This is a genomic window from Pseudomonas viridiflava (assembly GCF_001642795.1).
GTDB classification, from domain to species: domain Bacteria; phylum Pseudomonadota; class Gammaproteobacteria; order Pseudomonadales; family Pseudomonadaceae; genus Aquipseudomonas; species Aquipseudomonas viridiflava.
In genome coordinates this window covers 114,804-139,547 of sequence record NZ_LKEH01000023.1, presented here as the reverse complement: position 1 = coordinate 139,547, position 24,744 = coordinate 114,804, and the positions used below count along the sequence as shown (strand labels likewise).

22 protein-coding genes are annotated in these 24,744 nt (G+C 56.7%); 5 read left to right on the top strand and 17 right to left on the bottom strand.

The features are described 5' to 3' along the window. Positions 1-101 precede the first annotated feature (101 nt). Entirely contained in the window at positions 102-1,793 is a 1,692-nt protein-coding gene (locus AO065_RS26555) for a TniQ family protein (RefSeq protein ID WP_080597929.1), read from the top strand. Positions 1,794-2,799: 1,006 nt separating this feature from the next. On the opposite strand, the gene AO065_RS09510 is transcribed toward AO065_RS26555, so the two are convergent. Then, on the bottom strand, positions 2,800-3,072 hold the full coding sequence (locus AO065_RS09510; protein WP_004882411.1) for a hypothetical protein: 273 nt from the start codon (positions 3,070-3,072) through the stop codon (positions 2,800-2,802). A gap of 72 nt (positions 3,073-3,144) precedes the next feature. Next, the gene (locus AO065_RS09505) at positions 3,145-3,480 is read right to left on the bottom strand and encodes a YegP family protein (protein WP_004882410.1); all 336 of its coding nucleotides are present in this window, start codon (positions 3,478-3,480) and stop codon (positions 3,145-3,147) included. Positions 3,481-3,762: 282 nt separating this feature from the next. Here AO065_RS09505 and AO065_RS09500 point away from each other — a divergent pair, with 282 nt between their 5' ends. The 3 genes from AO065_RS09500 to AO065_RS09495 are packed head-to-tail and all read left to right on the top strand — an operon-like array spanning position 3,763 to position 6,502. After that, positions 3,763-4,221, top strand: coding sequence for a response regulator (locus tag AO065_RS09500; protein ID WP_032651033.1), 459 nt, complete (start codon positions 3,763-3,765; stop codon positions 4,219-4,221). Next, positions 4,218-4,451, top strand: a complete 234-nt coding sequence (locus AO065_RS27780; protein WP_157788262.1) for a winged helix-turn-helix domain-containing protein — start codon at positions 4,218-4,220, stop codon at positions 4,449-4,451. The genes AO065_RS09500 and AO065_RS27780 overlap by 4 nt, the downstream gene beginning before the upstream one ends. After that, positions 4,427-6,502: a sensor histidine kinase gene (locus AO065_RS09495; RefSeq protein WP_004882409.1), complete on the top strand. Its 2,076-nt coding sequence runs from the start codon at positions 4,427-4,429 to the stop codon at positions 6,500-6,502. Before AO065_RS27780 ends, AO065_RS09495 begins: the two co-directional genes overlap by 25 nt. A 301-nt stretch (positions 6,503-6,803) precedes the next feature. On the opposite strand, the gene AO065_RS09490 is transcribed toward AO065_RS09495, so the two are convergent. The 3 genes from AO065_RS09490 to AO065_RS09480 are packed head-to-tail and all read right to left on the bottom strand — an operon-like array spanning position 6,804 to position 11,432. Continuing rightward, positions 6,804-9,869, bottom strand: coding sequence for a MexW/MexI family multidrug efflux RND transporter permease subunit (locus tag AO065_RS09490; protein WP_004882408.1), 3,066 nt, complete (start codon positions 9,867-9,869; stop codon positions 6,804-6,806). Continuing rightward, entirely contained in the window at positions 9,866-10,993 is a 1,128-nt protein-coding gene (locus AO065_RS09485; RefSeq protein ID WP_004882407.1) for an efflux RND transporter periplasmic adaptor subunit, read from the bottom strand. Before AO065_RS09485 ends, AO065_RS09490 begins: the two co-directional genes overlap by 4 nt. Positions 10,994-11,018: 25 nt before the next feature. After that, positions 11,019-11,432, bottom strand: coding sequence for a VOC family protein (locus tag AO065_RS09480; protein WP_004882406.1), 414 nt, complete (start codon positions 11,430-11,432; stop codon positions 11,019-11,021). Between the two features lie 54 nt (positions 11,433-11,486). Here AO065_RS09480 and AO065_RS09475 point away from each other — a divergent pair, with 54 nt between their 5' ends. Then, positions 11,487-12,410, top strand: coding sequence for a LysR substrate-binding domain-containing protein (locus AO065_RS09475; protein ID WP_004882405.1), 924 nt, complete (start codon positions 11,487-11,489; stop codon positions 12,408-12,410). Here AO065_RS09475 and ribD read toward each other — a convergent pair. The 12 genes from ribD to AO065_RS09415 form a co-directional block, all read right to left on the bottom strand. Further along, complete coding sequence (gene ribD, locus AO065_RS09470) at positions 12,389-13,495, bottom strand: bifunctional diaminohydroxyphosphoribosylaminopyrimidine deaminase/5-amino-6-(5-phosphoribosylamino)uracil reductase RibD (RefSeq protein ID WP_004882404.1); 1,107 nt, start codon at positions 13,493-13,495, stop codon at positions 12,389-12,391. The two genes, AO065_RS09475 and ribD, sit on opposite strands and share 22 nt — an antisense overlap. After that, positions 13,492-15,192 carry a WD40 repeat domain-containing protein gene (locus AO065_RS09465; RefSeq protein ID WP_004882403.1) on the bottom strand — a complete coding sequence of 567 codons (1,701 nt, stop codon included), beginning with the start codon at positions 15,190-15,192 and terminating at the stop codon, positions 13,492-13,494. The genes ribD and AO065_RS09465 overlap by 4 nt, the downstream gene beginning before the upstream one ends. Positions 15,193-15,281: 89 nt before the next feature. After that, entirely contained in the window at positions 15,282-15,881 is a 600-nt protein-coding gene (locus AO065_RS09460) for a GTP cyclohydrolase II (protein WP_004882402.1), read from the bottom strand. 63 nt (positions 15,882-15,944) lie between these two features. Next, complete coding sequence (locus AO065_RS09455) at positions 15,945-16,961, bottom strand: formylglycine-generating enzyme family protein (protein WP_004882401.1); 1,017 nt, start codon at positions 16,959-16,961, stop codon at positions 15,945-15,947. Positions 16,962-17,032: 71 nt separating this feature from the next. Then, positions 17,033-17,779, bottom strand: a complete 747-nt coding sequence (locus AO065_RS09450) for a class I SAM-dependent methyltransferase (RefSeq protein ID WP_004882400.1) — start codon at positions 17,777-17,779, stop codon at positions 17,033-17,035. Positions 17,780-17,818: 39 nt separating this feature from the next. Beyond that, positions 17,819-18,265: a DMT family transporter gene (locus AO065_RS09445; RefSeq protein WP_004882399.1), complete on the bottom strand. Its 447-nt coding sequence runs from the start codon at positions 18,263-18,265 to the stop codon at positions 17,819-17,821. Between the two features lie 288 nt (positions 18,266-18,553). After that, complete coding sequence (locus AO065_RS09440) at positions 18,554-19,594, bottom strand: FecCD family ABC transporter permease (RefSeq protein WP_004882398.1); 1,041 nt, start codon at positions 19,592-19,594, stop codon at positions 18,554-18,556. After that, on the bottom strand, positions 19,591-20,550 hold the full coding sequence (locus AO065_RS09435) for an ABC transporter substrate-binding protein (RefSeq protein ID WP_004882397.1): 960 nt from the start codon (positions 20,548-20,550) through the stop codon (positions 19,591-19,593). The genes AO065_RS09440 and AO065_RS09435 overlap by 4 nt, the downstream gene beginning before the upstream one ends. A gap of 1 nt (position 20,551) precedes the next feature. Continuing rightward, entirely contained in the window at positions 20,552-21,331 is a 780-nt protein-coding gene (locus AO065_RS09430) for an ABC transporter ATP-binding protein (protein ID WP_004882396.1), read from the bottom strand. Positions 21,332-21,608: 277 nt separating this feature from the next. Further along, positions 21,609-22,553, bottom strand: a complete 945-nt coding sequence (locus AO065_RS09425; RefSeq protein WP_004882395.1) for a methyltransferase — start codon at positions 22,551-22,553, stop codon at positions 21,609-21,611. Further along, on the bottom strand, positions 22,550-24,001 hold the full coding sequence (locus AO065_RS09420; protein WP_004882394.1) for an iron-containing redox enzyme family protein: 1,452 nt from the start codon (positions 23,999-24,001) through the stop codon (positions 22,550-22,552). Before AO065_RS09420 ends, AO065_RS09425 begins: the two co-directional genes overlap by 4 nt. A 145-nt stretch (positions 24,002-24,146) precedes the next feature. Further along, the gene (locus AO065_RS09415) at positions 24,147-24,632 is read right to left on the bottom strand and encodes a CinA family protein (protein WP_004882393.1); all 486 of its coding nucleotides are present in this window, start codon (positions 24,630-24,632) and stop codon (positions 24,147-24,149) included. Positions 24,633-24,744 lie beyond the last annotated feature (112 nt).

Sequence of the window (24,744 nt, the reverse complement as noted above, 5' to 3'; positions counted from 1 at the left end):
TCCAAAGAATCCTGGCCTTTGATAACTGCTTGGTTTGATACAAGCATACCGGTCACTGAATGCACGTATTTTCCGAGCCCTACTTCGTAAGTCGGTAACCGATGTCTGACCTTCTATTCTTCCCTATATCTATGCCTGGCGAGACGCTACATTCCCGTATCACTCGCTACCACTTCCTTTCAGGCAATAAAACTGCGGGTGAGACCTTCCGCGACCTGTTCGGCTCGGCCACTTTCTCGGTAGGCATGTTGCCGAAGCAGATTGAGGTGCTTGCAACCAGGCTGCCCGGAGACACTGAGAGCAATCTCGACGAACTGATCTTTACGAACACCACGTTCCCTCTTTACAGACCTTTTCTGGGGATAAATCAAGGAGGAGACTGCGCTGTTGCAGGGCGTGGTCTCCATGGCGTTGCCCGTATTCCCCGCCGAGAGGGAACGGTCCATGGTAAGGCAAAGCTCTGCCGTACCTGCGTTCAGCAAGACCTCCTTGAACTGGGTTATGCATACTGGCATCGATCACACCACTTGCCTGGTGTGTCAGTCTGTTGGCGCCATGGCGACTCACTGATGCATGCGTGTCCCAAATGCTCTCACCCGTTCTTTCGAAAGCTGCGGTTACTTCCTGGCCTATCAGAGCCCTGCGTATGTGGTTGGAGCGCTCTCGCCCCTGCGAAAGCTAACCAAGGCATTCAGCTTGAAAAGAAGTTTGCGGAATTCGCGCATGAGCTTCTACAACGCAATTTACCCCTGATTAGCAGCGATGCGTTATGTTCTAGCTACCTACGGCAATGCAGAAAGAAAGGTTTTGTACACGGAAGGTTAGCTGGCACAGCAAAGTTGTTTAACAGCATTCGGGATAAGTATGGTGATGAAGCTTTGTCACAAATGGATAGCGCATACGCAACGGGCAAACATGAACAATGGATAAGATTTACTTCTTATAAGGGCCAGATGGATATGCCCCTTGCGCGGCATATGATCATTGCGCTGCATTTGTTTGGTTGCGTTGATAATTTTGAGGACGCCTTAAAGAAAGAATCCATTCTTCAGAGCGTTGAAGGTGCCAGGTTAGCATCGCTGCAGGAAAAGCCAAAGGTGGGGAGTAAGGCGCAGTTTCGACAGAAAATCGAAACCGTTCTTGCGGTCCGAGCTGAAGCCAGCCTGGAGTATCTTTGGACGAGCGCGTACAAAGCCACTCGGTGGCTTTATGAGAATGACAAAGCATGGCTGATGGCGAAGATAAACACGCCAAAACGTGAGGATGCTGAGGTCGAAGACGTTAGCGACTCCAGAGATAGCGCGTTTGCCGCGATCCTTCTCGAGGGGGGTAAGGATCTATATAGGATTTCCAGAAGGCAAAAACGGGTTAATTTAAGCAATTTGCAAAAACTACTCCCAGTCCGTTTACCTCCGGACCCGTCGACGCGGAAGAGCAAATTCCCCTTAGCCTCTCAGCAAGTTGAGATACTCTTGGAGTCGGTCTGGCATTTTCGGTTGAGGAGGTTAGTTTGTGCTCTATCCGACATGACACGGCTAAATCTCCCTATAAATATTGGAAGTCTTTACATAGTGTCTAGTGTGCCAGGTCCTGTGTTCCAAGCCATCGTCAGCTTTTTCGAATGGGACTTGGAGAGTTTTGCAAGAAATGGCGTAGACCCAGATGCTTTACTCAAGTCGACCGGCGTATCTCGGGATTGGCAGGGACCTCCAGGTTTCAATGTGGCTCTAGGGGGAAATGCGTACTATCACAATAAAAACGTGGGTGGGTTTGTCGTAAGAGTAGAAGGCTGAGCCCATGAAAATCGGCCGACTTACCCTTCAGCCGATCTTACTAGAAGAACCGGCATAGGCTCGATCAACGCTGATGGGGCTGTGAAGCTCTGGAACGGCAAGGCTATCGTTAAGCAAGCTTACCGGACGCAGTGTCAAACTTTATTCTAGAAGGTAGAGGGTGTTTTTCGTCAGCATATTTGTCTGTGTCAAACTATATTTTGGCTGCCGTGGTCATCAATGATGCTGAATCCCGCGGATCTAGGGGGCCAATGTGTCAAACTATATTACGGGCAGCCAGGTCTCGTGAAGCTAAGAAATAAGTTTTTCGGGAATAAATATGTTTGTCGCTAAAAACTTTTAACCTTCTGAGTGAGTAGCTGGCGACGCTTTTCTCGGGTCTCCGTGCTCGGGACGCACCTAAGGTTTGCTGACTAAAATTATCTTAGCTATTCGGGCTCAAGAGAAGATGAAAAAAATGGATGACCGCGCACCATATGCTTGAGCTGAGACCACTCAAACCGCCCTTACAAGCTGCTGAATTCATGATATGACAATGCTGTAAATACGCCTATGTAGCCACCGTCTGGTGGCTCATTTGAGTAAATGATCGGTCTGCGAAAGCTTGCGGAAGCAGTTTTGGATTTGGGCCTATTATGATTCCGGCACAGTCGAGTTCGCCGGTAAGGGCAGCGATTGAGCGCTGCGGTTAGCTGTATGAATATCTGATACAGATAATTAAAATCGCTATGATTTTAATTATAACTATCTTTTTAAAAACTTCGTGATGAAGCTATCCGTCGCCGCGGATGCTCAGCTAGAGAGCAATCGGAACAGCTTTAATTTCCGTGAAATGCTTGCGTAGAGACGCATTGATTGCTCACATGGCTGTCGTGTGGGTGAGCCAATCATTTGCTCTATACCAGTAGAATATGAACTGTCGCGAAGTCGGCGGGCTTACGCACTAAGAGTCTAAAGCCCCGATCCTTCGAGGCTAATTGCTGCCACAACTACAGTCCGCAAGTAACTAGCGGGCAAGCGGATTCTGCGCGATCCAAGCATTTTTGCCACTGTTAGCTTGGGTGTAATGATGGTTGCGCGTCAGCTCGGATACCCAGAGCTTATCGTCGTCGTCCATGAATTTCCTGAGGTAGTCATGCAGGCCTTTCGCGGTATTGTTGCAGGCTACCAGCCAAAAGGAATCTTGCGAGCGATGCGCTCCGAGACGCTCGAGTTCATCGATCAACAGCTTGTAATTCTTGATACTTATGAAATCGTACGACACGGTAAAGCTAATCATCATTGGTTCCGGGCATACACGTAATTGGTGGAGTTGAAAGGCTGCTCGCAACGCTGCGGCTAGTTCAGAGCATTAGGTAAGGTCAATGGTGGTGGCGGTTGAGCCATATGCTTTTACTGCGACAATACCTTGGTCGCGGGCGTAGGCCGAGCTGTAGGTCTGGCTGGTGCCTATGATTTGATTGTTCGCGGCGCGCAATACGAAATACGGGCGCTGGTTCTGTGCAACGCGCTTGTCGTAGTACTGTTCGTACGGCGAATGCGCTTTGCATGAGGCTATTCCGTTTTCGCAGCCGGGCTTCTGGATATACCCCTCGCTGGCCAGGATGATTTCGCCATTCGGCGCTTTCAGGTGGAAGTAGTACTGGTTGTTCTGGGTGGAGCGAAAAATTTCGTAATGTGCGGCCATGTGAACCTCGAATCAGTTGCGATTTAATTGAACAAGCGCAGCAATGGCGCATGTCATGGGCCGTAATTGGCCTGAACTGAAGGCTACGCAAGGAGTCGTTAGTGAGGTAGGTGTCAATAATTGGATCCATTATCGGGTGCTTGTTTCTCCATTGCATTGAGATGTTTTTGCAATCCAAGGCAAGTTTTTAGCTTCAAACGTGAGTAAACACTCACGTTGATACGGAGATTTTAGGATTGTAGAGCTGGTACCCTAGCCCCATATGCGCGCGAGGTAGAAAATATGAGAAAGATTGCAATAATTGAAGATTCTCGTGACACGAACAATGCCCTTGCTGGGTTCTGCAAGAGTATTGGCAAGGACATTGAGGTTCACCAGTATTTTGATAGAGAAAGCGCCGAAAAGGCCATCGTAGAGATAGTTTTCAGTTTGATAGTCTTGGATGTCGAGTTGCCACCGGAGAAAAATGCGGGCGTTGGAATACTGCGGACCAACATAAGTAACCACAAGTCGCCAGTCGTGGTGGTCTCAGGACTAGATGCCTCGTTTTACCGTGGTGTCATGCGCCAACTTGATGCTTGGGATTATATGGAAAAACCCATTCCCCCGGACGGGCAAGAGTTTGTCGAACTGGTACTTCGGGTGCTTAGGGCTCAGGCTGCACCAAGTGTAGAAGATAAGGAGGCGCAGATTACATACGACCATTCTACGACAAGAAGCGCTTCAAGAATAAAGCTTTGAATATCCCTCAGACGGCCAAGAACATTCTCTGGCGCCTTTACGAGCGCCGAGGCGCTTATGTCCCATATGCCGATTTTTTCGAATTGGTGAAATCAGGCCGTAACTCGGAAGCTATTCGTCAGCACGTCAAGAATATACGTGACGCCTTAGAAGAGGTGGGCGAGTCGCCGGATCATGTTGTTGTAATCAGGATGAAAGGTGTGCAATGGCAAGACTGCGTCAGTCCTTAGGTAAGTTAAAAGGCAATCTTTATCGAGCCAAGGCTCGTGTGCTGATTGTCGGCATTATGACTGGCATGGTTTTGCTAGTGTTCTTTGGTACAATCGGAGTGCTGCGGTTCAGCTATATTTCAGTGGCACAGCAATATCAGGCAGCCATTCAGAGAACGTTACAGCGTGTCACGGCTGAGTTCGAAAGTTTGGAGGGTAAAATTGCCTTTTCTAACTTTGGAGAGCAGTCTTCAGATGGGCGCGGTGTACCCGTAGCTAAACTGCCGTTAGAGTTTATCAATGTTATTCCTAGCCATGTCGAAGACCTCAAACCTCTTTTAGGCTGCAGCTTCAAAAGCTTGCAGGATCCACGCGATCAACTGTGCGCTGGAGTGTTAGAAAATCGCGATTATGGTGCGCTGGTCTATCTTCGCGGGACTTTTCATGTAGACAGTGAGCTCACTTCACCTACCTATGCCAAATCTCCGTTCACTGCCCACCACTTCAGTGTGGAAGTGACCGCGCGAGGGCGCACTAGCAACTTTGTCGCCACCTTCGACCCGGTGCGCCGGACGGATGCTTCGACCGCCAAGCTGTTCTCCCCAGCATGGAGCATTGCTGGTTTCAAAACCACCAAGCAAGGCGCCGATGATTTTACCCGTGAGCGCGATATAAAGGGACGCATTCTGGCTCACTTGGCCCCGTCAGGAGCGGTCAGCAGCTACGAGTTCATTCTTCAACTACCTTTGTATGCCTACATCGAAGCGCCCGGGACGCAGAGCATCTGGCCTCCTGAAGACATTTCGCAGGCAAGAGTCGCGTTGAAATTGCTCGGACCTACCGGTGACGGGCAAAGCCAGATGTATATGAATGGCCTAGAAATCAACGAGCGGCCTATTTTTTCATTTGAATCCATGTCGCAGTACTTGTCACCAGGAGAAAGCCTTCGCTTCATTGCATCTCCCGGAAGTGAACCTATCGAGGTGTTCGCTGGCAATCATGGTGGTCGCAATGAAAGTCGTTCAGCGCTGGCACGTTTGGCCAACGGAGTCGTTGAGCTGGTGACGCCCTCGATTGATAACCAGAGATCCGCAATGCTCTCTAACGGCAGCAGGATCGAGCTGAGCGGAAATCCTGCCTTGGTACTGGGCGGGTGGAGCGCTGCGGCGAAAGCGATTTTGGCGTTCGCAGCGATCCTCGGCACCCTCCTAATGATAAGTGGTTTCGCCATTTACCACTATGTTCTGGCACCTCTGAACAATGTCAGACGTAACACTATTTATATGCGGGGGCGTTACTCGGATGCGGATGATTTTAAGTTGCCGTATGTGATCTCTAACCAGCATGACGAAGTTGGCGTGCTATGGGCCAGTATTGAAGATCTGCACAAATCTATTACCACGTACGGGCGAGAGGCTCTGGAGAACGCTAAAAACGAAAGCGATATCCTTCGCGCCATTGGCCATGAAATCAAGTCACCCTTGCAGGAACTGCTGATACGTCACAACAGGCTTGACGATCCTAGCGCCAAGAGCCTTAAGCGAATTTCTTACGCCTTAAAAATGCTCTCTGGTAACTCTGCGGGGTCGAGTTTGGGAAAGTCGCTTGGCCCCAAGGAAGCGATTAACGCATCTCGTGGTCATCTCACCAAAGAAAACATAGTTGAGTATCTGGAAAACGCCGCCGAATCAAGTGAGGGGGCTATTATCTTTGCTCATTCTCCTGGCTCATTGTATGTCAGTGCCGACGGCGACATGTTAGAAGCGTCACTGACGGCAATCTTGAACAACGCCAAAGAGTTTCGAAATAAGGGTACAGAAATTACCCTCAAAGTGTTCGCCGACGCAAGTTGGGTGCTGATCGAGGTGGGTAATCAGGGGCCACATATCCCGTTTTATCAGATTGATGAGATCTTCGAGTACGGCGTCAGCAGTCGTGACTCTGATAGCGAGCATCAGGGGTTGGGGCTGTTCGTGGCCAAGCAATATGTAAAAAAGATGGGCGGCGACGTTCACGTCAAGAACGTCGAGGGTGGGGTGCGGTTTTCGATTAAGCTCGCTAAGGCACATTGAGGCGCCACAGGTCGTGGGCAGCATCTGTGGTATCCCTATGTCTTTTGAGTACGCCCTGCGAGATAAGCAGAAACTCTGCGTTGAGTGGTTTAGGCCAATCGATGGCGAAGAAGCCAAATCCTCACTTCTGACTGGTTTAAAGTCTAGAAATGAGAAAGCCCGCCATGGGGGCGGATTGTCAAGCGTCTCCGAGGGGAAGTTCGGCCGCCAGCTTGCGTTGCCGGACGATAAATTGCGCGCTTTCCTGGCGTCGCAACAGCAGCAGACAACGGAAGGTGCCAACTTCCCCCCGCTCCAAAAATCACACCTTACTCAATTCACCCGCAGCTCCCTCACCCACCGATCTGCCTTCCCGTGACAACACCGTATAAATCGCAGGCAGTACAAACAGCGTGAACAAGGTCCCTGTCATCATGCCGATGACGATTACCAGACCCAGGCCGAAGCGGCTGTTGGCGCCAGCGCCTGAGGCGAACAGCAATGGGATAAGGCCTACGACCATTGCGGCTGTGGTCATCAGGATGGGACGCAGGCGGATGCGTGAGGCCCGTACGATGGCTTGGGCGGATGTGCCGCCGCTGAGGGCGCGCAGTTCGTTGGCGAATTCCACCATGAGGATGCCGTGTTTGCTGATCAGTCCGATCAGTGTCACCAGCCCGATCTGGGTGTAGATGTTCAGACTGGCCAGCCCCATCGCCAAGGGGATCAAGGCCCCACAGATCGACAGCGGCACGGTGATGAGGATGATCAACGGGTCGATCAGGCTTTCGTATTGGGCTGCCAGCACCATGTAGATGACGATCAGAGCGAATAGAAATGCATAGAGAAGGGCGTTGCCTTCATGGATGAACTGCCGGGCTTCGGCTTGCCAGTCATGGGTGAATCCGCTGGGCAGTGTTGCGCTCTGTTCCTGAAGAAACGCCACTGCCGCACCGATGCTCACGCCGGGCGCGGGCACGGCCTGCAGGATGGCGGCGTTCTGCTGATTGAACTGCTTCAACGCGTTGGGTTGTATATCGCGTTCCAGCGTCACCACGGTGGACAGTGGGACCTGTCGACCCTGATCGGTGCTCACGTACAGGTTGTTGAGCGCTTGAGGTGTCAGCCGATTGTTGGCGGAAGTCTGGGTGATGACGTCATACGAGCGACCTTGAAGGCCAAAGCGATTGGTGTATTTCTCGCCGACCAGCACCGCGAGTGTGGTGCCGATGTCTTGCATGCGAATGCCAATGCTGTTCGCCTTGCTGCGGTCGATGCGCACCTGGACGACAGGGTTGTCGAACGCCAGATCACTGTCGACGACGGCGAACAGCCCGCTCTCACGCGCACGCTGTTTGAGGTCCTCCATGGCCTCATACAACCCTCGATAGTCCTGGGTGCTGCGTAACACCAGTTGAATGGGCAGACCTCCGGTCGAAGCAGGCAGGGCTGGTAGCTGGAACACGAAAATGGATTGCCCTTCGGCAGCATCGACAGCGTTCTGCAGTTGGGCCTGTATCGTCAGAGCGCTGCGGCTGCGCTCCTCCCACGGGCTGAAGTTGACCCCTGCGAAGCTGGCGGCCACGCCGTCCGTGCCGTTGATGATCCAGGTACTGGATGCTTCCGGCACGCTGGCCATGATGCGGCTCACCTGGTCTGCATAGCGTTCGACGTAATCCAGATTGGCATGTTGCGGGGATTTGATGGCCAGCAACAGGTTGCCCTGATCTTCATTCGGCGCCAGCTCTCTGGCCGCCTGACCGTAAAGCCAGGGCAGGCTGATCAGCACCAGTACGGCGAAGACCAGAACGGCTCCGCGCCTACGCAGCGAGGCGACCAGCAGGCGCTGATAGTGCCGCGCGAGCCAGTGAAAAAAAGCTTCGGCGCGTTGGCTCATCCGGCCTTCGTTCTGACCGGCAGGCAACAGTCTGGCGCACAGTACCGGTGTCAGGGTGAGGGCGATTACTCCGGACACCAGTACCGCGCCCGCCAGCGTCAGCGCGAACTCTTTGAACAGCGCTCCGGTCAGCCCCGTCATCAGCCCGATGGGCATGTAGACAGCAGCCAGAGTAAGGGTCATGGCGATGACCGGAGAGGCAATTTCGCGAGCGCCGGTCAGCGCAGCCTGCGAAGGGCTCAGGCCCTCGAGAATGTGCCGGTAAATGTTTTCCATCACCACGATTGCATCGTCCACCACCAGGCCTGTGGCCAGAACCATCGCGAGCAGGGTCAGCAGGTTGATGCTGAAACCGAACAGGGTCATGAGCGCCAGCGCACCCAGCATCGACAGCGGGATGCTGAGGATGGGGATCAGCACACTGCGCGCCGATCCCAGGCACAGGTAAATGATCAGCACGACGATCAGCACGGCTTCGATCAGAGTCTCGATGACTTCGATGATGGACGCATGAATGAACATCGCCGTCTCGAACGCCAGCGCTGCGTGCACGCCTGGCGGCAGGGTCTTTTCGATAGCGGGAAGCTGTTCGCGGATGGCGGCCACAATGGTCAGCGGGTTGCCGTCAGGCGTGGCATAAAGGCCCAGATGCACCGCGGGTTTACCATCCATGAGCGCACTGGTTTCGTAGGTCGCGGAACCCAGTTCCACGGTGCCGACATCACGCAGGCGCAGCAGGCGGTCGCCGCGATTGCTGATGACCATGTCGCGGAATTCTTCCAGATTGCTCAGGTCGGTGTTGACCTGGATCGAACTCACCACGTACTGACCTTTTATCTGGCCTGGTGCTGCCTGAAAGTTGTTGGCCAGAATCGCCTGTTCAACGTCTTCAGCGCTGACCCCATGACCGGCAAGGCTGCGTGGATCGAGCCATAACCTCATTGCCAGACGCTGGCCACCGAAGGTTTGTACCTTCGCCACGCCGTCAATACTGGACAACATGGGCTGAACCACACGGTCGAGATAATCGCTCAGTGCCGCAGCCGAAAGCTGATCGCTGGAAAAGCCCACATAAGCCACGGCCGTCGAATCGCCGGCAGAGCGATCAATGACCGGATCATAGGCCTGCTCGGGCAGGCGATACTTGACCTGATTGACCTTGGCAATGACCTCGCTCAGGGCCTTCGCCGAGTCCTGATTGAGGCCCATGCGCAAGGTAATCAGGCTACGTCCCTGTACCGATGAAGAGCTGACGTAATCCACCCCTTCGACCGATGCGAGGGACTGATTGATGGGCTGGGTGACAAACCCCTGCATCAACTCGGCCGGCGCACCGGGATAATCGGTGGTGACGGTAATGGTCGAGCTTTCCAGAAGCGGGTACTGACGCACCGGTAGATCCTGAAACGCCTTGAGACCGGCCAGAATAATCAGAAGACTGACCACCAGCGCGAGCACGGGTCGCTGGACGAAGACGTCTGTAAATTTCATTGGCTCGACCCCGTCTGTGCAGTGGTTTTTCGTGGGTCGAGAACGCTGGTTTCGACGGTTTCAATGGCTGCGCCGTCGCTGAGTTTTATCTGCCCGGCAACCACGATCCGATCGCCGGGGCTGATGCCTTCTTCGACAATCACCTGGCCGTCGCGGCGCTCTCCGGTCCTGACCGCAATGCGGCGCGCCGTCGGTGGTTGCCGGTCTTTGCCGGGTTGAACGATGTACATCTGCTCGCCGTAAGCGCTGTAGGTGACTGCGGTTTCCGGCACGGTCAGTACCTCCTGATTGCTTGCTCTGGGCACGCGTACGCGGGCGAACATACGCGGAAGCGCCGCTTCAGGGGCCTGTTGCAGGCGAGCCTGCACGTTGATCATTCGTGAGCGATCCAGCATCGGGTCCAGCGTGGTGATGACGGCAGTCGTTGACTGGTCGGGCAGGGAGTCCAGCGCCACCTCCACAGCGCCATCCTTTGCCAGGTAGGCAAGCGCCTGCTCCGGTACGCTGAAGTTGACGTAAAAGCCTTGGCTGCCCACCAGATTGATCAGCGTTTGGCCCTGACTGACGTATTGGCCCAGATGCACTTGTCGAATGCCCAGCGTACCGGCGAAAGGTGCCCTGATCGTGAGTTGATCGATCTCTGCTTCCAGTGCCTGCAATGCGCCTTTTGCCGTCAGGTACTGGCTCTGCGCATCGCCTGCTTCCTGTTTCGACATGGCGCTGACGCTTGCCAACTGACGAGCACGGTCAAGACGCACCTTCGCGTTTTCAAGCTCGCCCTGCAGACGCACACGCTCGCCCCGCTGACGGGCATCGTTGAGACGTACCAGCACCTGGCCTCGCTCGACCCGCTGTCCCGAGGTGACAGGCAACTCGACAATCCGGCCGCCGACTTCGGCCGGCACACCGACTTCCTGAAGCGCTTCCAGCTCGCCGATCGTGTCCAGGTAGTAGGTGAAAGGCGTGCTGTTAACGGTGGCGACCGCGACCTTGATGGGCGCTGGCGCCGCGTTTTCGGCCGGGGCCTTATTGCCGAGCACTCCCCAGACCGCGCCACAGACCAGCAGCCCTGACAGGACGATCAGCACATAGGGATGGCGCTTCACTGCACCGACGTAAATCATCAACGTTCATCCTTGACTCAATGGTTCAGTAGATTGGCCAGCAGCCAGGGGTCAGAAGCTCGATCAGGTTGTCATCCGGATCGCGGAAGTAGATGCTCGATCCGCCCTTTGGCCATTCCGTGCGGCCCTCTATGGGAACGTCAGCCTGCTCGAGACGTTCCACCCAGGCGTCCATCTCCCGGGCGTCTATAGCAAAGCATACGTGTATGCGTCCGCTCGCATCGTGTGGCGGAATTTCCCCGCCGCTCAAGTGTTTAGTCTCAAGCGATGCACCGCGTTTAAACAGCAGCAGCGTGTTCAAACCTCCGACGTTCAGGGCGACCAGTACACTGCTTTCCACCATGACTTCAAGGTCGAGCGTGTTGTAGTAAAAATTCTTGGCTTCTGTAAGATCTTTCACATAGAGCGCTGTCTCAATGATCCTGTTGAGTCGTGGCATGTGTCGCTCTCCTTTTTTGAGACAAAGAAACCCCTCGGGTTTGGAAGGCCATGGATGGTGAATGTCTTGTTGCGTAACATCGATTTGAATCTGTTGGTGGTGCTTGATGCCTTGCTGACAGAAAAGCACGTCACCCGCACGGGCGAGCGTCTGCACCTGAGTCAGCCTGCAATCAGCCACTCCCTGAGCAAACTGCGCAGCCTGCTCGACGACCCGATCCTGATCAGGAAGGGCAACGAGGTGTACCTGAGCGCGCTGGCGCTCAACATCCAGATGCCCGTCAAGGAAGTGCTGAGCCAGATCGAGACCCTGTTCGGCAACTCCATTGCCTTCGAACCTGCCAGCTCGCAACGTACCTTCAATCTGGCAATGTCCGACTACGGTGCAGCCATCGTGTTGCCCAGGCTGCTGGTGCGCATTCGCAAACAGGCTCCCAACACCACCGTCGTCGTGACGCAGGGCAGCCGCCCCGGCATGCTTGAGCAGGTCACTCAGGGCAAGATCGATCTGGCGCTTGGCGTGTTTCCCGGTCTGCCCGCCGACATCGCCCAGTCCACGCTGTTCGAAGAGACATTCTCGTGCCTGCTTGATCGCAAGACGCTGCCATCCAATGGCGTGCTCGACCTGGACAGTTACCTGATGCGTCCACACATTTCCGTGTCCATGGATGGAAGCATCGGCGAGATCGATAACCTGTTGCGTGCTCAGGGTCTGCATCGCCGCATCGCTGTCAGCGTGCCGCACTGGCGTACGGCCCCCCGGATGATCAGCCAGACCGATTTGATCCTCACCGTCGCCACCCGAACGCTGGATGAGGCGGAGGTGGACGACACGCTGATCAAGCTCAGCCCGCCGCTGGCCATACCGCCGTTTCCGTTCGTGCAGATCTGGCACCACCGCTTCAACGAAGACCCTGCCCATAAGTGGCTACGCGAACAGGTCGAACAGGTGGCGTCTCATCGAGACCCCGCCGGCTGAGTCGGGCGCAGGCGCAGGCGCAGGTCCGGTCCCATTTTTGTGACGTCGTAAACATCGAAATCCAGACTGTCTTCAAGGTTGGTCAGCTCTGCCATATGCACCAGTGGTCGGGCGAGATCCCCCAGCAGACGAGGCGCCATGTAGAGCAGCAATTCATCTACCAGATGAGCGCTGAGCAGGGTACCGGCCAGCGTCGGCCCGGCTTCCACCATGACGTCATGCAGGCCGCGTTTGCTCAGTGCATGCATGAGCGCCTTGAGGTCCAGCCCTTGAGTGTCCGTGTCCAGGCGCAGCAGATCAGGACGGTGATCCTGCTGCGGTTCGGCGTCGCGCCCGATGACATGCAGGCTGGGCGCCAATGAGTTGAATACCCGTGCGCTACCCGGAACACGCGCCTGACTGTCCAGCACAACCCTCACCGGCTGCAAGGCTTCCGGCGATGACAACTGGCGCACCGTCAATAAAGGGTCATCCGCGAGCACCGTACCGCTGCCGGTCAGGATGGCCGCGCTACGTGCCCTCCAGAACTGCACATCGGCACGGGCCTGCGGACTGGAAATCCACTGAGAACGACCATTCTTCAACGCTGTTCGACCGTCCAGACTCATGCCCAGCTTGAGCTGCACCCACGGGCGCTGCCGCTCGACGCTGGACAGAAATCCGCGATTGAGTTCTCTTGCGGCCGTTCGAAGCAGGCCGACCTTGACCTCGATACCGGCCTCTCGCAGCAGGGCGATGCCTCGGCCGTTGACCTGTTCGAAAGGATCCTCGTGGGCGACGACAACCGATGCGATGCCGCTTTCGATCAGTGCCTGATAACAGGCACCGGTTCGTCCCACGTGGCTGCAGGGTTCAAGCGTGACATAGGCTGTCGCCCCCCTGGCCGATGCGCCTGCCTGACGCAGCGCGAACACTTCGGCATGGGGACCGCCAGCGCTTCGATGCCAGCCTTCGCCCACGACATGCATGCCGTGGGCGATCACGCAGCCCACCCGAGGGTTGGGCCACGTGGAGTGGCTGCCACGCTCTGCCAGCGTCAAGGCATGTTGCATGTGCTGGAAGTCGCACTCAGTGAAATGGTTCATGGGCGTGCTTGCGTCCCCGTCCTGACCTGGATCGGGTAGATCCTGCCGTCATAGGCGCTGGCCAGAAAACCGGTGCCGTCGGCGTTCTGTGACAGGCACGAGATTCCGCTGGCCGTCGGCTTCTGCACCATCACCCAATGCCGTTTGGCGACGTCGAAGATGGCAACCGTACCGCCGTAGCTGCCTGTCGCGATGTGCTGGCGATCCTGCGAAATGGCGATGCACTTGATCGAGTGGTCGTGAGGCGTGTCGAAGACTTCGTCCTGACCGTCACGCCACAGACGCAACTTGAGGTCTCTGCCGATGCTGGCAAACCCATCCTCGATGCGGGTGCAGCCATTCGAGATTCGTGCGTGCGCCTTGTCGAGGTAGCGTTCCAGACCAAAGTCGCTGATCCGGTGAAAGGCAGCCGCAGCAGTTGCACACACACTGAACAAAAAGCCTTCATCTGCGGCGATGCCTTTGATCGCGTTTTCATGCAAAGACACAGCGGTCACAAAGCGGGGTTTGCCAGCCTCCAGGCAAAAAATCAGCGCCTCACCGGTGTAGGTCCCGATGGCCGCATGAAGCTGGCCGTTTCGCTCGAAGGTGGTCCCGCAGTTCAGGGGAGAGCGGTGTTGATAGAGGGCTTCGCCGGTACGCGCGTCGAACACCGTCCCCATCTGTCCGCCGGTCAGCACACTGTCTCCAAAGGGCAGCAGAAAGTTGCACAGACTGCCTGCGTGGGTACTTGGCTGCCCATTGATCTGCAGGATGCCCGCATCGCCGATGCTGTAGATATCGTTCTCGACGACAGCCACTGCGTTGAGACTGACGGCAGGCTCGATGCCGTTCAGGTCCCATTCCTGCGTGACGAAGTTCCAGGTTGCGTAGCTGGAGCCGAAGGTCACGAAGGCGATGCGTTCAGTGCCCAGCAGCGTGCAACTGCGTGGCCAGATGATGCTGGGCAGTGACGTTTGAGCGGTTGTCGTCAGTTTGTTCTGTTCATCCAGGTGCCAGAGCATGACGCAGCGGTCATAACTCAGGCTCACCAGCAGACGTTGCGCGTCATCCCAGACGATGCGTTTGATGCCGGCCGCATGGGCAGGGTAGAGCTGTGTGCCTTGAGCCGTGATCACGGAAATCTTGCCCTCGTCGTCACCGGCGAAAATGATCCCGTCCCTCGACAACGCGACGGTGTCGGTTTCCACACCGCCCAGATCAATGATATCGATACACTCGCCGGTCCCGGCATTCCAGCGCCGGATGGAACCGTCGTCACTGCTTGATACCAGTGTTCTGCCGTCGGCCGACCAACAGACGGAGATCACATCGGCGCCATGCCCTCGCAGGATGTGTTTCGTGTGCCCTTGAGTATCGAACAGGCGGATCGTATGGTCGCGGGAACTGGTAGCAATGGTCTGGCCGTCAGGTGAAAAAGCGGCCATTTCAATATCGTCCTCATGCCCGATGAGCACGGCTTTGAGGCGCAGTGACGGAACTTCCCATACGCGGGCGGTGTAATCGCTGCTGGCGCTGACCAGCAGTGTTCCGTCGGCATTGAACGCGCACTGATTGGCCAGATGGTCATGAAGGACGCGTTGAATAGGTGTTTTGGTCTTGGCATTCCACAAGATGACCTGGTTGTCATAACCGGCCGTGGCTACATAAATATCGTTGAAGGCGGTAATACCGCTGATAGGTCCGAAATGGCGCATGCTCTATATCCTTTAGATAAATAAACCGGTCGATTTCAGGCAAGCCGGTGCCCGCCCGCTGATAGGCAGCTCTTCGCTACGAGGACCGTTTAGTTGTTGATATTGATAACGTGCTGTTTCTTGTCGATCTTGGCCTGCAAGTAACCGCGGTTATGCCGAGTGATGAAAACGCCGGTGGGAATAGTGGCATCGACCCGCACGCCGTTGGATTCCAATGCCGATACCTTGTCGGGATTATTGGTGATCAGACGGCAGGCCTTCACACCCACAGCCTTCAGCATCCGTGCGGCCAGCGAGAAGTCGCGCCCATCTTCCGGGAAGCTCAGGTGTACGTTGGCTTCGAAGGTATCCATGCCCGTGTCCTGCAGCCGATAGGCGTCGAGCTTGGCATACAGGCCGATGCCTCGACCTTCCTGACGCAGATAGATCAGGTAGCCGCCTTCTTCATGCATCCGGGCAATGGACTCGCTCAGTTGCGGTCCGCAATCACAGCGTTCGGATTTGAATACGTCTCCTGTCAGGCACTCGGAGTGAATACGTACCAGTGGGCTTTCCTGTCGGTCGGGACCCAATTTGATCAATATGTGTTCGAAAGAAGGATCCAGCCCGGTAAAGGTAATGAACGTACCTGGGCAGTTGCCATCATTGAGCGGAATATCAACCTTATTGCGTATCTGTACGTTAGACATAGGTAAACCTGCTTGATGGTGGTAAACGGTTTTTATTGTGTTTTTACCCTGAGCCGGGCACGTCTATACGGCAGGTGTTTCGGCCAGGCGAAAACCCATCACATAGATGTCGCGAGGGTACTTTCCATGGCGGCGACAATTGCGCGCCAGGTCTCTGAAGCGGGTGAAGCTCCCGCCACGAGCAACCCGATGATTGCCGACGACGGTCATCAGATCGTCTTCGACCGGTCTGCCGCCCGGATAAGGGGCGTAATCGTCAGCAACGTATTCTTCGACATTACCTGCCATGTCCATGCAGCCGAACGGCGAGGCACCTTTGGCAAATGCCCCGATGGGCGATGAGCCGAACAGTCCCTGCTCTGCGGTATTGCAATGGTCGGGCAGAAAACGCTCTCCCCACGGGAAGGCAAGGTTCTGCGGCCCCGCGGCGGCGTATTCCCACTCCGCCTCGGTCGGCAGACGGAAATGGCGCTGTGTGCGCGCATTCAGCCAGTCGATGTACGCCTGCACATCGTCGACAGTGACGCCGAATACCGGATGGTTGGCGCGCTCTGCCGGAAACTGGCCGAACGACCAGTTCTCCGGGATGCGAGGTTCCTGAGCATCTTCCAGAAAGGCCTTGTATTCCAGATTGGTGACCGGGAATTCAGCGATCCGATAGGGCTTGAGCGTGACCGCGTGGCGCGGTATTTCCTTTTCGATCCAGGAACGGTCAATTCCCAGCCCCTGCAGCTCGTCCATCACGGCGTCGAGCCGTTCTGCGGGCAGCCCGATCGAGACGTCACCGCCTGCTATATCGATCATGGATGGATTCAGCACGTCGATACGCGGGTCGATGGTAACTGCCAGCAGCCGTCCGGCCGCCAATCGCACAGCCAGGGGAGATTCCGGGTCCTGAACGCGTTCCACGAGTCGTTCGGCAGGCTCCTGGGCCAATAATTTCCAGGTCGCGAGCGGCAGTGACAGGTTCTGTGTCTGATGAAAGTGTTCGGGTAATCCCATCAGGTGCCTGTCGGTCATCTGAGTGGTGATAGCGCCCTCGAACACCGGCCAGTGAGTGAACGGATTATGAGTTGCCATGTGTACGCAGCCTTTTGAATCGCTGGTGGATTAATCGCCAGCCTGGAATGTGAGGCTGGCGAATCGCGCCATTAGCGTATGCAGATCAAACCGGTCTGCAGGCAATTGCGCTCGAAGTTGTCCCAGTAGCCGTCGGGGAACTTGTCTCGGTTTTTTTGAGAGATGATTGGCTTCTGCCACTCGAACCGCGTGAAGCCCGCTTTGGAAATCGCGTTTTCGTAAACCTCGCGGCTCCAGCGGTAGAACGTGAAGGCGCTGGGCGGATCGGTGACGAATTCGGCATCGCAGCGATAACCGCCGTTGTGGGGTTGTTCGTTGAGCAGGCGTACGCCGTAGGTGGTGAAATTGCCTTGCGCCAACTGGTAATCAGGCTCGACGGTATAGGCAATCAGTTTGCCGCCCGGCTTGAGGTTTTTCGCGACGATGGCAAACATCGTTTCCACATCCTCGGGCGACTGGGCGTAGTTGAACAGCCACGCAGCGGTGACCCTGTCAAAAGGGCCTTGCGGCAGGATGCCCAGGTCCAGGACATTGGCGACCTTGTATTCAATGGCTTCCTTGTTGCGAGCCGACTCCTGTCGCGCCAGCTCGATCATGGAGGCAGAAATATCCACACCCATCACCTTGCTGGCACCCTGTCGAAGCAGCTCCCGTCCGAAAAAGCCAAAGCCGCAGGCCAGATCCAGTACAGACTTGCCTTTGATATCGCCGACCATGTGAAAAAAGGTTTCAGTTTCAACCGAGCGTTGTGAAGCGCTGTCGGTAAAAGCTTCGAAACGTTCACCAATGGAATCATAAGTTGCGGATTGAGCAGGCATTACTAACTTCCTCTGTCATGTTGAATCCAGACCGTCTAACTAACTTCTAATGGTGATCAGGAAACCTGCAATAACCACCAGCGCACCGATCACTCTCTGTCCACTGACAGGCTGTCGTGGCAGGCCCACCAGTCCGAAGTAATCAATCACCAACGAGATAATCAATTGCCCGACAATGACCGCCATCATGAAGTTGAGCGTGCCCATTCTTGGCGCCATCAACAGGGCAGTTGTTATGTAGAAAACGCCGGCTATTCCGCCCAGCCAGGCCCACCAGGGCGTACCTTGCAGCGCCATCAGGCACGGACGCTGAACCTTGAAAATCAACATCACGCCAACCACGGCGATCAGACTGACGATCAATGAAACAGTGGTCGCCAACAAAGGATGTCCCAAGGCGACGCCCAATCTTGCATTGGTCCCGGCCTGTAACGGAACTGCAAAACCGGCGGCCAGACTTAGAGCAAAAGCAGTCACTACATTCATCAGACAGGTTCCTCTTTTTTTCAGTGTTACCCAGCCGGGCGCGCACTGACCAATTCTCAGTTCTGATGGGCGGTATTAGTGAGGCTTATTAAGTAGTGGCCTTTGGCTAGGAACTAGCCGAGGACCTGATGAGCCCTGAACGGGCTCTGGCGTGAGCGTCATTGAGTCGTGGTGTTGCCGGATAGTCATACTTTTCTGTTATTGGTTCATCGACTCATCTTTAAACAATGGAGCACGCTTGCGGTAATGAGGTGAAATCGTCGCAGGCCCTCTTGATGAGCCGCTGCCTCAACCCCGCCTCATCATAAAAATAAAAAACAGCCCGCCCAGCAACGCCGTCGAAATCCCGATGGGCAGATCTTCAGGCGCAATCAACGTGCGCGATACCACGTCCACCCAGACCATCAGCAGCGCGCCCAGCAGCGTTGCAACCGGCAGCAGCCGTCTGTGTTCCGAGCCCACGAGGCGTCTGGCGATGTGCGGCACCATCAGGCCGACGAAGCCGATGGAGCCGCACAGGGCGACGAGTACGCCGGTCATCAGCGAGGCGATCAGAAACACCAGCAGGCGGACGTTTCGAACTTGCAGGCCCAGGCTTGCGGCGGTCTGATCGCCTGCCATCAGGGCGTTCAGCGCTCGGCCGAGTCCCTGCAGCAATATCCAGCCTGCCAGCACGGTCACCAGTGGCACTGGCAGCAGTTCCCAGCGAGCCAGGCCAAGGCCGCCCAGCATCCAGAACAGCACGGAAGAGCTGGCGCGGTGATCGCCCAGAAACAGCAGCAGGTTGGCGATGGCCATCATGACGAATGACACGGCGACGCCGCTCAACAGCAGCCGCTGGCTGTCGAGGCGGCCGTTGCGGCTGGACAGCGACAGCACAATGATCAGGCTGGCGAGCGAGCCTGCGAACGCGGCGAGGGGCAAGGTCAGCATGCCGAGGATTTCGCCGATATGCATGACCACAATCACGGCGCCGAGTGTGGCGCCCGAAGTGGCTCCCAACAGATGCGGATCGGCCAGCGGGTTGCGGGTCACGGCTTGCAGCACGCAACCTATGAGCGCCAGACCCGCGCCTGCCAGAGCGCCCAGTAACACACGCGGCATGCGGATCAGCCAGACGATGGTCTCTTGTCCTGCCGTCCAGAGGTGTGGCTCATGACCGGCGCCTGACAGTTTGAGCGTCAGGATGCCGATGACCTGCTCCAACGGCACAGGCGCTGCGCCGAAGGTGACAGACACCAGGCACGAGATCAGCAGCACAACTGTGAGAGCGATCAGCAAACCGGTGTAGCGGCTTCGCCGTTCCGTGAGCCACTGCGACAGGGTCATCGCGCCACGTCGTGAAAGGCCGCCGCCAGGGTTTCGATGGCCGCAACGTTATCGATGCCCGGCGTGACGGCGACGTAGGGCAATACGACGTAGCGTTTGTTGCGAACCGCATCGACGGATTGCAGGGCCGGGTTGTTCTCCAGAAATTGCTGCTTTTGTGCGGCGCTGACTTCGCCATAGTCGACGATCACGATGATTTCGGGATTGCTCTGCACCACCGACTCCCAGTTCACATGGGTCCAGCTGGCCGCGACATCGCCCATGACATTGCTTCCGCCCGCTGCGCGGATCAGCGCTTGCGGAATGGCCAGACGCCCGGCAGTCATGGGCCGGTCTTCGCCGCTGTCGTACAGAAAGACTCGTGGAGGCGCCTTTCTCGCCAGTTGCTCATGGACCCGACTCACCCGGCTCTGCATGTCGGCTACCAGCGCCTGTGCCCGGTCCTGCACATTGAATATGCGACCCAGATTGAGCAGGTCGTTGTACACGTCATCCAGCGTCGCTTCGGCGCGAGGCATGATCTGCGCGCAGGATTCGGTCAGCTCGTAGGTCTGGATGCCCAGCGTGGCCAGGCTCTGCGGCGTGACGTCGCCGCCGACCCGCATGCCGTAATTCCACCCGGCGAAATAGAAATCGGCGTTGGCGTTGAGCAGGTTTTCCACGGACGGATATTTGCTGGATAACTCGGGCAGCGTGCCCAGATCGTGCAGCAGCGCGGGATCGGGTTTGTTCCATCCGGTAATGCCGCTATAGCCGACCATGTTAGATTGCAGGCCCAGCGCGACCATCATTTTGGTGAGGTTGACGTCGTTGCTGACGGCACGCTGCGGCGCAGCGTTGAACGTCACCGAGCGGTCGCAGCTTTGCACGTTGACCGGATAGTTCGTGGCTTGGGCGTGCACCATCGGGCTGATCGTTAGTGCGGACAGGGTCAGCCAGGTCAACAAAGGCTTCATTTCAGGGAATCCAGGTGATGCGTGGGTAATCACGCAGGGGATGACAATCGACCAGCGCCTTGGCGCCGAATACGCTGAGCAGCAGGTCCGGGGTCAGTACGTCCCAGGGCGTGCCCTGGGCAACCAGCCGGCCGTGGTGCACGACGTACAACCGGTCGCAGAACGCCGCCGCCAGGTTCAGGTCATGAATGCTGGTCAGCGTCGCCACGCCGAGCTGTCTGACCAGCCCCAGCAGTTCGAGCTGATGACGCGGATCGAGGTGGTTGGTCGGCTCGTCCAGCACCATCAACTGCGGTTGCTGGACCAATGCACGGGCCAGCAGACAGCGCTGCTTTTCGCCGCCGGACAGCGTGTCGAAACGATGCTGTTCATAGCCTTCCAGCCCGACGGCTTTAAGCGCTTGCTGAACGATGGCGCGGTCTTCGGCACTGTCCGCTGCGAAAAACCCCTGATGAGGTGCGCGCCCCATCGTGGTGACATCCAGCAGCGTCAGGCCGAAGGCGTTGGGAAACTCTTGGGCAACCACCGCGACACGCTGTGCGCACCAGCGCGGGCTGCGGCGCCAGATGTCATGGTCGGTCAGCGTGACGCTGCCGCTGTGCGGGCGGTTGTAGCGGAACGCGCAGCGCAACAGACTGGTCTTGCCGCTTCCATTGGGACCGATCAGCCCCACGAACTCGCCTGCGGCAATCTGCAGGTCGATGTCCTTGAGGGCAAAATGTTCGTGGTCGCAGACAGACGCCTGTTCCGGTGCCCAGGCCAGATTCTCCAGCGCGAGCATCAGAAGCTCCGGTCCGCAGTGACGTAAAACGCGCGAAATGCGTTCCAGCGCAGGCTGGCGGCTGCGGTTCTGGATCGAAAAAAGAAACGGATCATGGCTGGCGGATGGCTCAGGGAAACAGCGTTCAAAGAGGGATTAAGTGTTATAACATAACACTTGATGCCCGTCCGTCCACGCTTTTCAGTGCCCTGAGAGCACGATGCCCGAACAGGGGTTCGGGCATCGTGCGGGTGAAACGAGGTTCCAGAGAATGCTTCAGGCTGTGGATAAGTCCGATTCAGCCCCGACGTGTCACGATCAATTCAACCGCCGCAATCCGCTCGGCCTCTTCGTAACCCTCTTCAAGCAACTCTTCGCCAAACACATCCGGGTCCAGCTCGCGGTACGTCCAAGTCAGTTCGGCGTGATCGATAGCGTCTCTGACCGCTTCGAAAAAAGGATCCCGCTCGCCGGTCATGGCGACACCGGTATACAGCAGCAGCGAACCCCCAGGGGCGAGGCGGTCGATGGACTCGTGCACGATGCGCACTGAAAGGTCCGCACCCAGCGAATCTCCACCATGGCGATAGGCACGTTTCTGGGTGTCTTTCATGTAGGGCGGGTTGGCCACAATCAGGTCGAAGCTGTCAGTCAGACCCGTGAGGATATCGCTTTGGTTGCACGTCAGATTTCCAATGCCCGCGATGGCGGCGTTGACCTGCGCAAAATGCAAGGCTCTGGGGTTGATGTCCACCGCGTGAACCTGCGCATCAGGACGCGCCTGTGCAATGAGCAGCGCGCCTGCACCCGTGCCACAACCGATGTCCACCGCGCGTTTTATAGAGTGCGATGTGCGTTGCAGATGGGCTTTGATTGACTGTGCAAAACGGTACGTGTCTGGCCCGAAAAATACCGAATCTTCATCGTGAGTCGGGTACGCGGAATGCACCAAAAGCAGATCATCCAGGCTCGAGAACCTGACCCGACTTTTCAGGCCGTCCTCGCTGCGCTGCAGAATCCCGGCTTCCAGAAGACCCTGGGCTTCAGAGGCTGGCAGCATGGACTCGGGAATGATCCGGCTCCAGCCGAAGACATCACGCAGCGAAAGGGCCGTGCGATTTTCTGGACGTTCGTTGACACGCTGGTGAGTGAGTGGCGTCGGGGTGATGAAGCTATAACCGCCCGCCGCCAGTTTTTGGGCGAGGGTGGTGAGTGCCGTGCGGTCCGGCAAGGTCAGGCTCATGCTTGAACTCCGGTCATGCGCTCGGCCATGTGCGAGACGAACAGGCGCGTGGCGTACAGACCTGCGGCGCTCGAATGGCGGGCGGGCGACAGGCTTTCGATCAGCACGGGCATTTTCTCGGTTGCCGCCACGGACTCCAGTTTCATGTGCAGCTCGCGCACGTCCGGATCGGCGTCTGCTGCGGCATCACTTGCCTGTGCGGGAACAGGCTGGCCGCCGCCCGGCAGGTTGCGGAACCTTGAACGAAACGCTTCGGGCAGACGCTTGCCTGTGCTGGGCTGGGCGCTGCCGTCCGGCAGCCAGTCACCGGCGATCCAATCGTGCACCAGTTGTTTTTCGTAGCCGTTGAACACGCCGAACATCGGTGCACCGACACCTTCAAACAGTTGCCAGAAACGGCTATGGATCGGGTCTTCGTGGCGCTTGATCCAGCCACGGTTTTCCAGAACGCTGAGGAACTCTGGAATCTGATCAGGGCTGGCGAGCCATTCGTTGACGGTCTTGCCATCCAGGCGGCAGTAGTCGGAATGCATGTGCTGGCCGAAAGTGCGTTTGCGCTCGAGCATGGCGATCACTTCCTGCTCCAGATCGAACGACTGGATGACGGCCGATGAACCGATGCCCAGCTCGTTGAGCTTGTAACCGCTGGCGACCCGACGGTAGAACGCGTCACGCTCCTGGCCCATCGGCAACAGCGCCATGACGCTCTGCGCAGCTTTACGGGCATGGCCGGTGCTGGCGTTGTCGATCGTCACGTGCAGGGTAAAGTAGTAAGGATCGATGCCCAACTCGTTCAATTCGAACGAGGTAATGAGCAAGTGCAACGGCAGTTGTTCATAACCCAGGTTGTAGCCAATCACCTCTGGAAGAAACTCATCGCCCGACTGCCCCAACGCCAGCTGGATGGCGCCTTGCAGGTAGGCTTCGTCTTGCAGCGGTACGTTGGTGTCGCAGTCCAGATCGGCCAGCAGCTTGCGGTACAGCGACACATGATTCTGCGCCTGCTCGCCATCGCCCAGCTCTTCGAGGTAGGTGCGAATCAGCCCGTGAAAACGGTAGTCCGCCCAGTGCGGCAGCAGACCATACAGCCAAGCGCCATCGACCAGCTTGGTGGGCGCGACCTGCTGGATGAAATACATCGCATGGGCTTTGTTCTTGAAGAAACGGCGCGGCTGACCTGAGCGGCGCTGCTCCAGATAAGTCGCGTATTGCTCGGCGACCTCGCCGACGTTCTGCTCGATCCAGTGTTCGAGCGCTTCCGGTTGCGGTGGCAACTCGCAATTTTCCCGGTCTGCCATCGCAAGGCAGTGTTCAAGAAAAGCGACTGCCTCGTGCCGCGACTCGTCAGTGCTCTCACTCAACAAGGACTGATAGACAGCCTTTGATTCTTCTTCCACTACAGTCGGTTTGACGACAGTGTTACCTGTCATCAGCTGAAGAGACGTCATAAAAATCGTACCTCGGCAGTTGAGAGTCACGAGAGAAGCGGTCGCACGAGACTTTCTGTTGTTCTATTGAAAAAAGAGTGCCGGGCCGTTTGGAAAATTCAGCGTTTTTTGCGTGTGGCCGATGGGTGGCGTTTTGCTGGTCGAATCAATTGCATTGCCGATGAAACGTCGGAATGTGCTCAAGCGCATATAACGCGGCCTGATGCTGGACCGATTCCCTGTCTCCCTGAAAGCGATGCTGACGACTGACGATGTGTTGCTGTCCATCCTTCACAAAACCCCAGGCGAAGCAGACGGTTCCGGCGGGTATGCCGTCCACATCGTCAGGACCGCAGATGCCCGTGGTCGCGACAGCCACATTTGCAGGGCTTTCATGCAGCGCACCCTTCACCATCTCCCGAGCGACCTCGCAACTGGTCAGGTTGAACTGCTCGATGGTCTCGGGTTTGACGCCGAGTACTCGCTGTTTGGCTTCAGGGGAATACACCACGTATCCGCATTCGATCAGCGAGCCGCTGCCGGGAACCTGCGCCAGCAGCGTGACGATCTCGCCTGCCGTACAGGATTCGGCAGTGACGAGTAACAACTTTTCATTGTGCAGATACGACACCACGTCGTTGACGATCTTCATGCTTGAACCTGCCGTCTTTATTGTTCATTCGGGACACGCTGCTTGCTGCCCGGTTATTTGCCGATGGACAGAGCGCGTGCTTCCCCGTTCCAAAAAAACGGCATGCCACCCG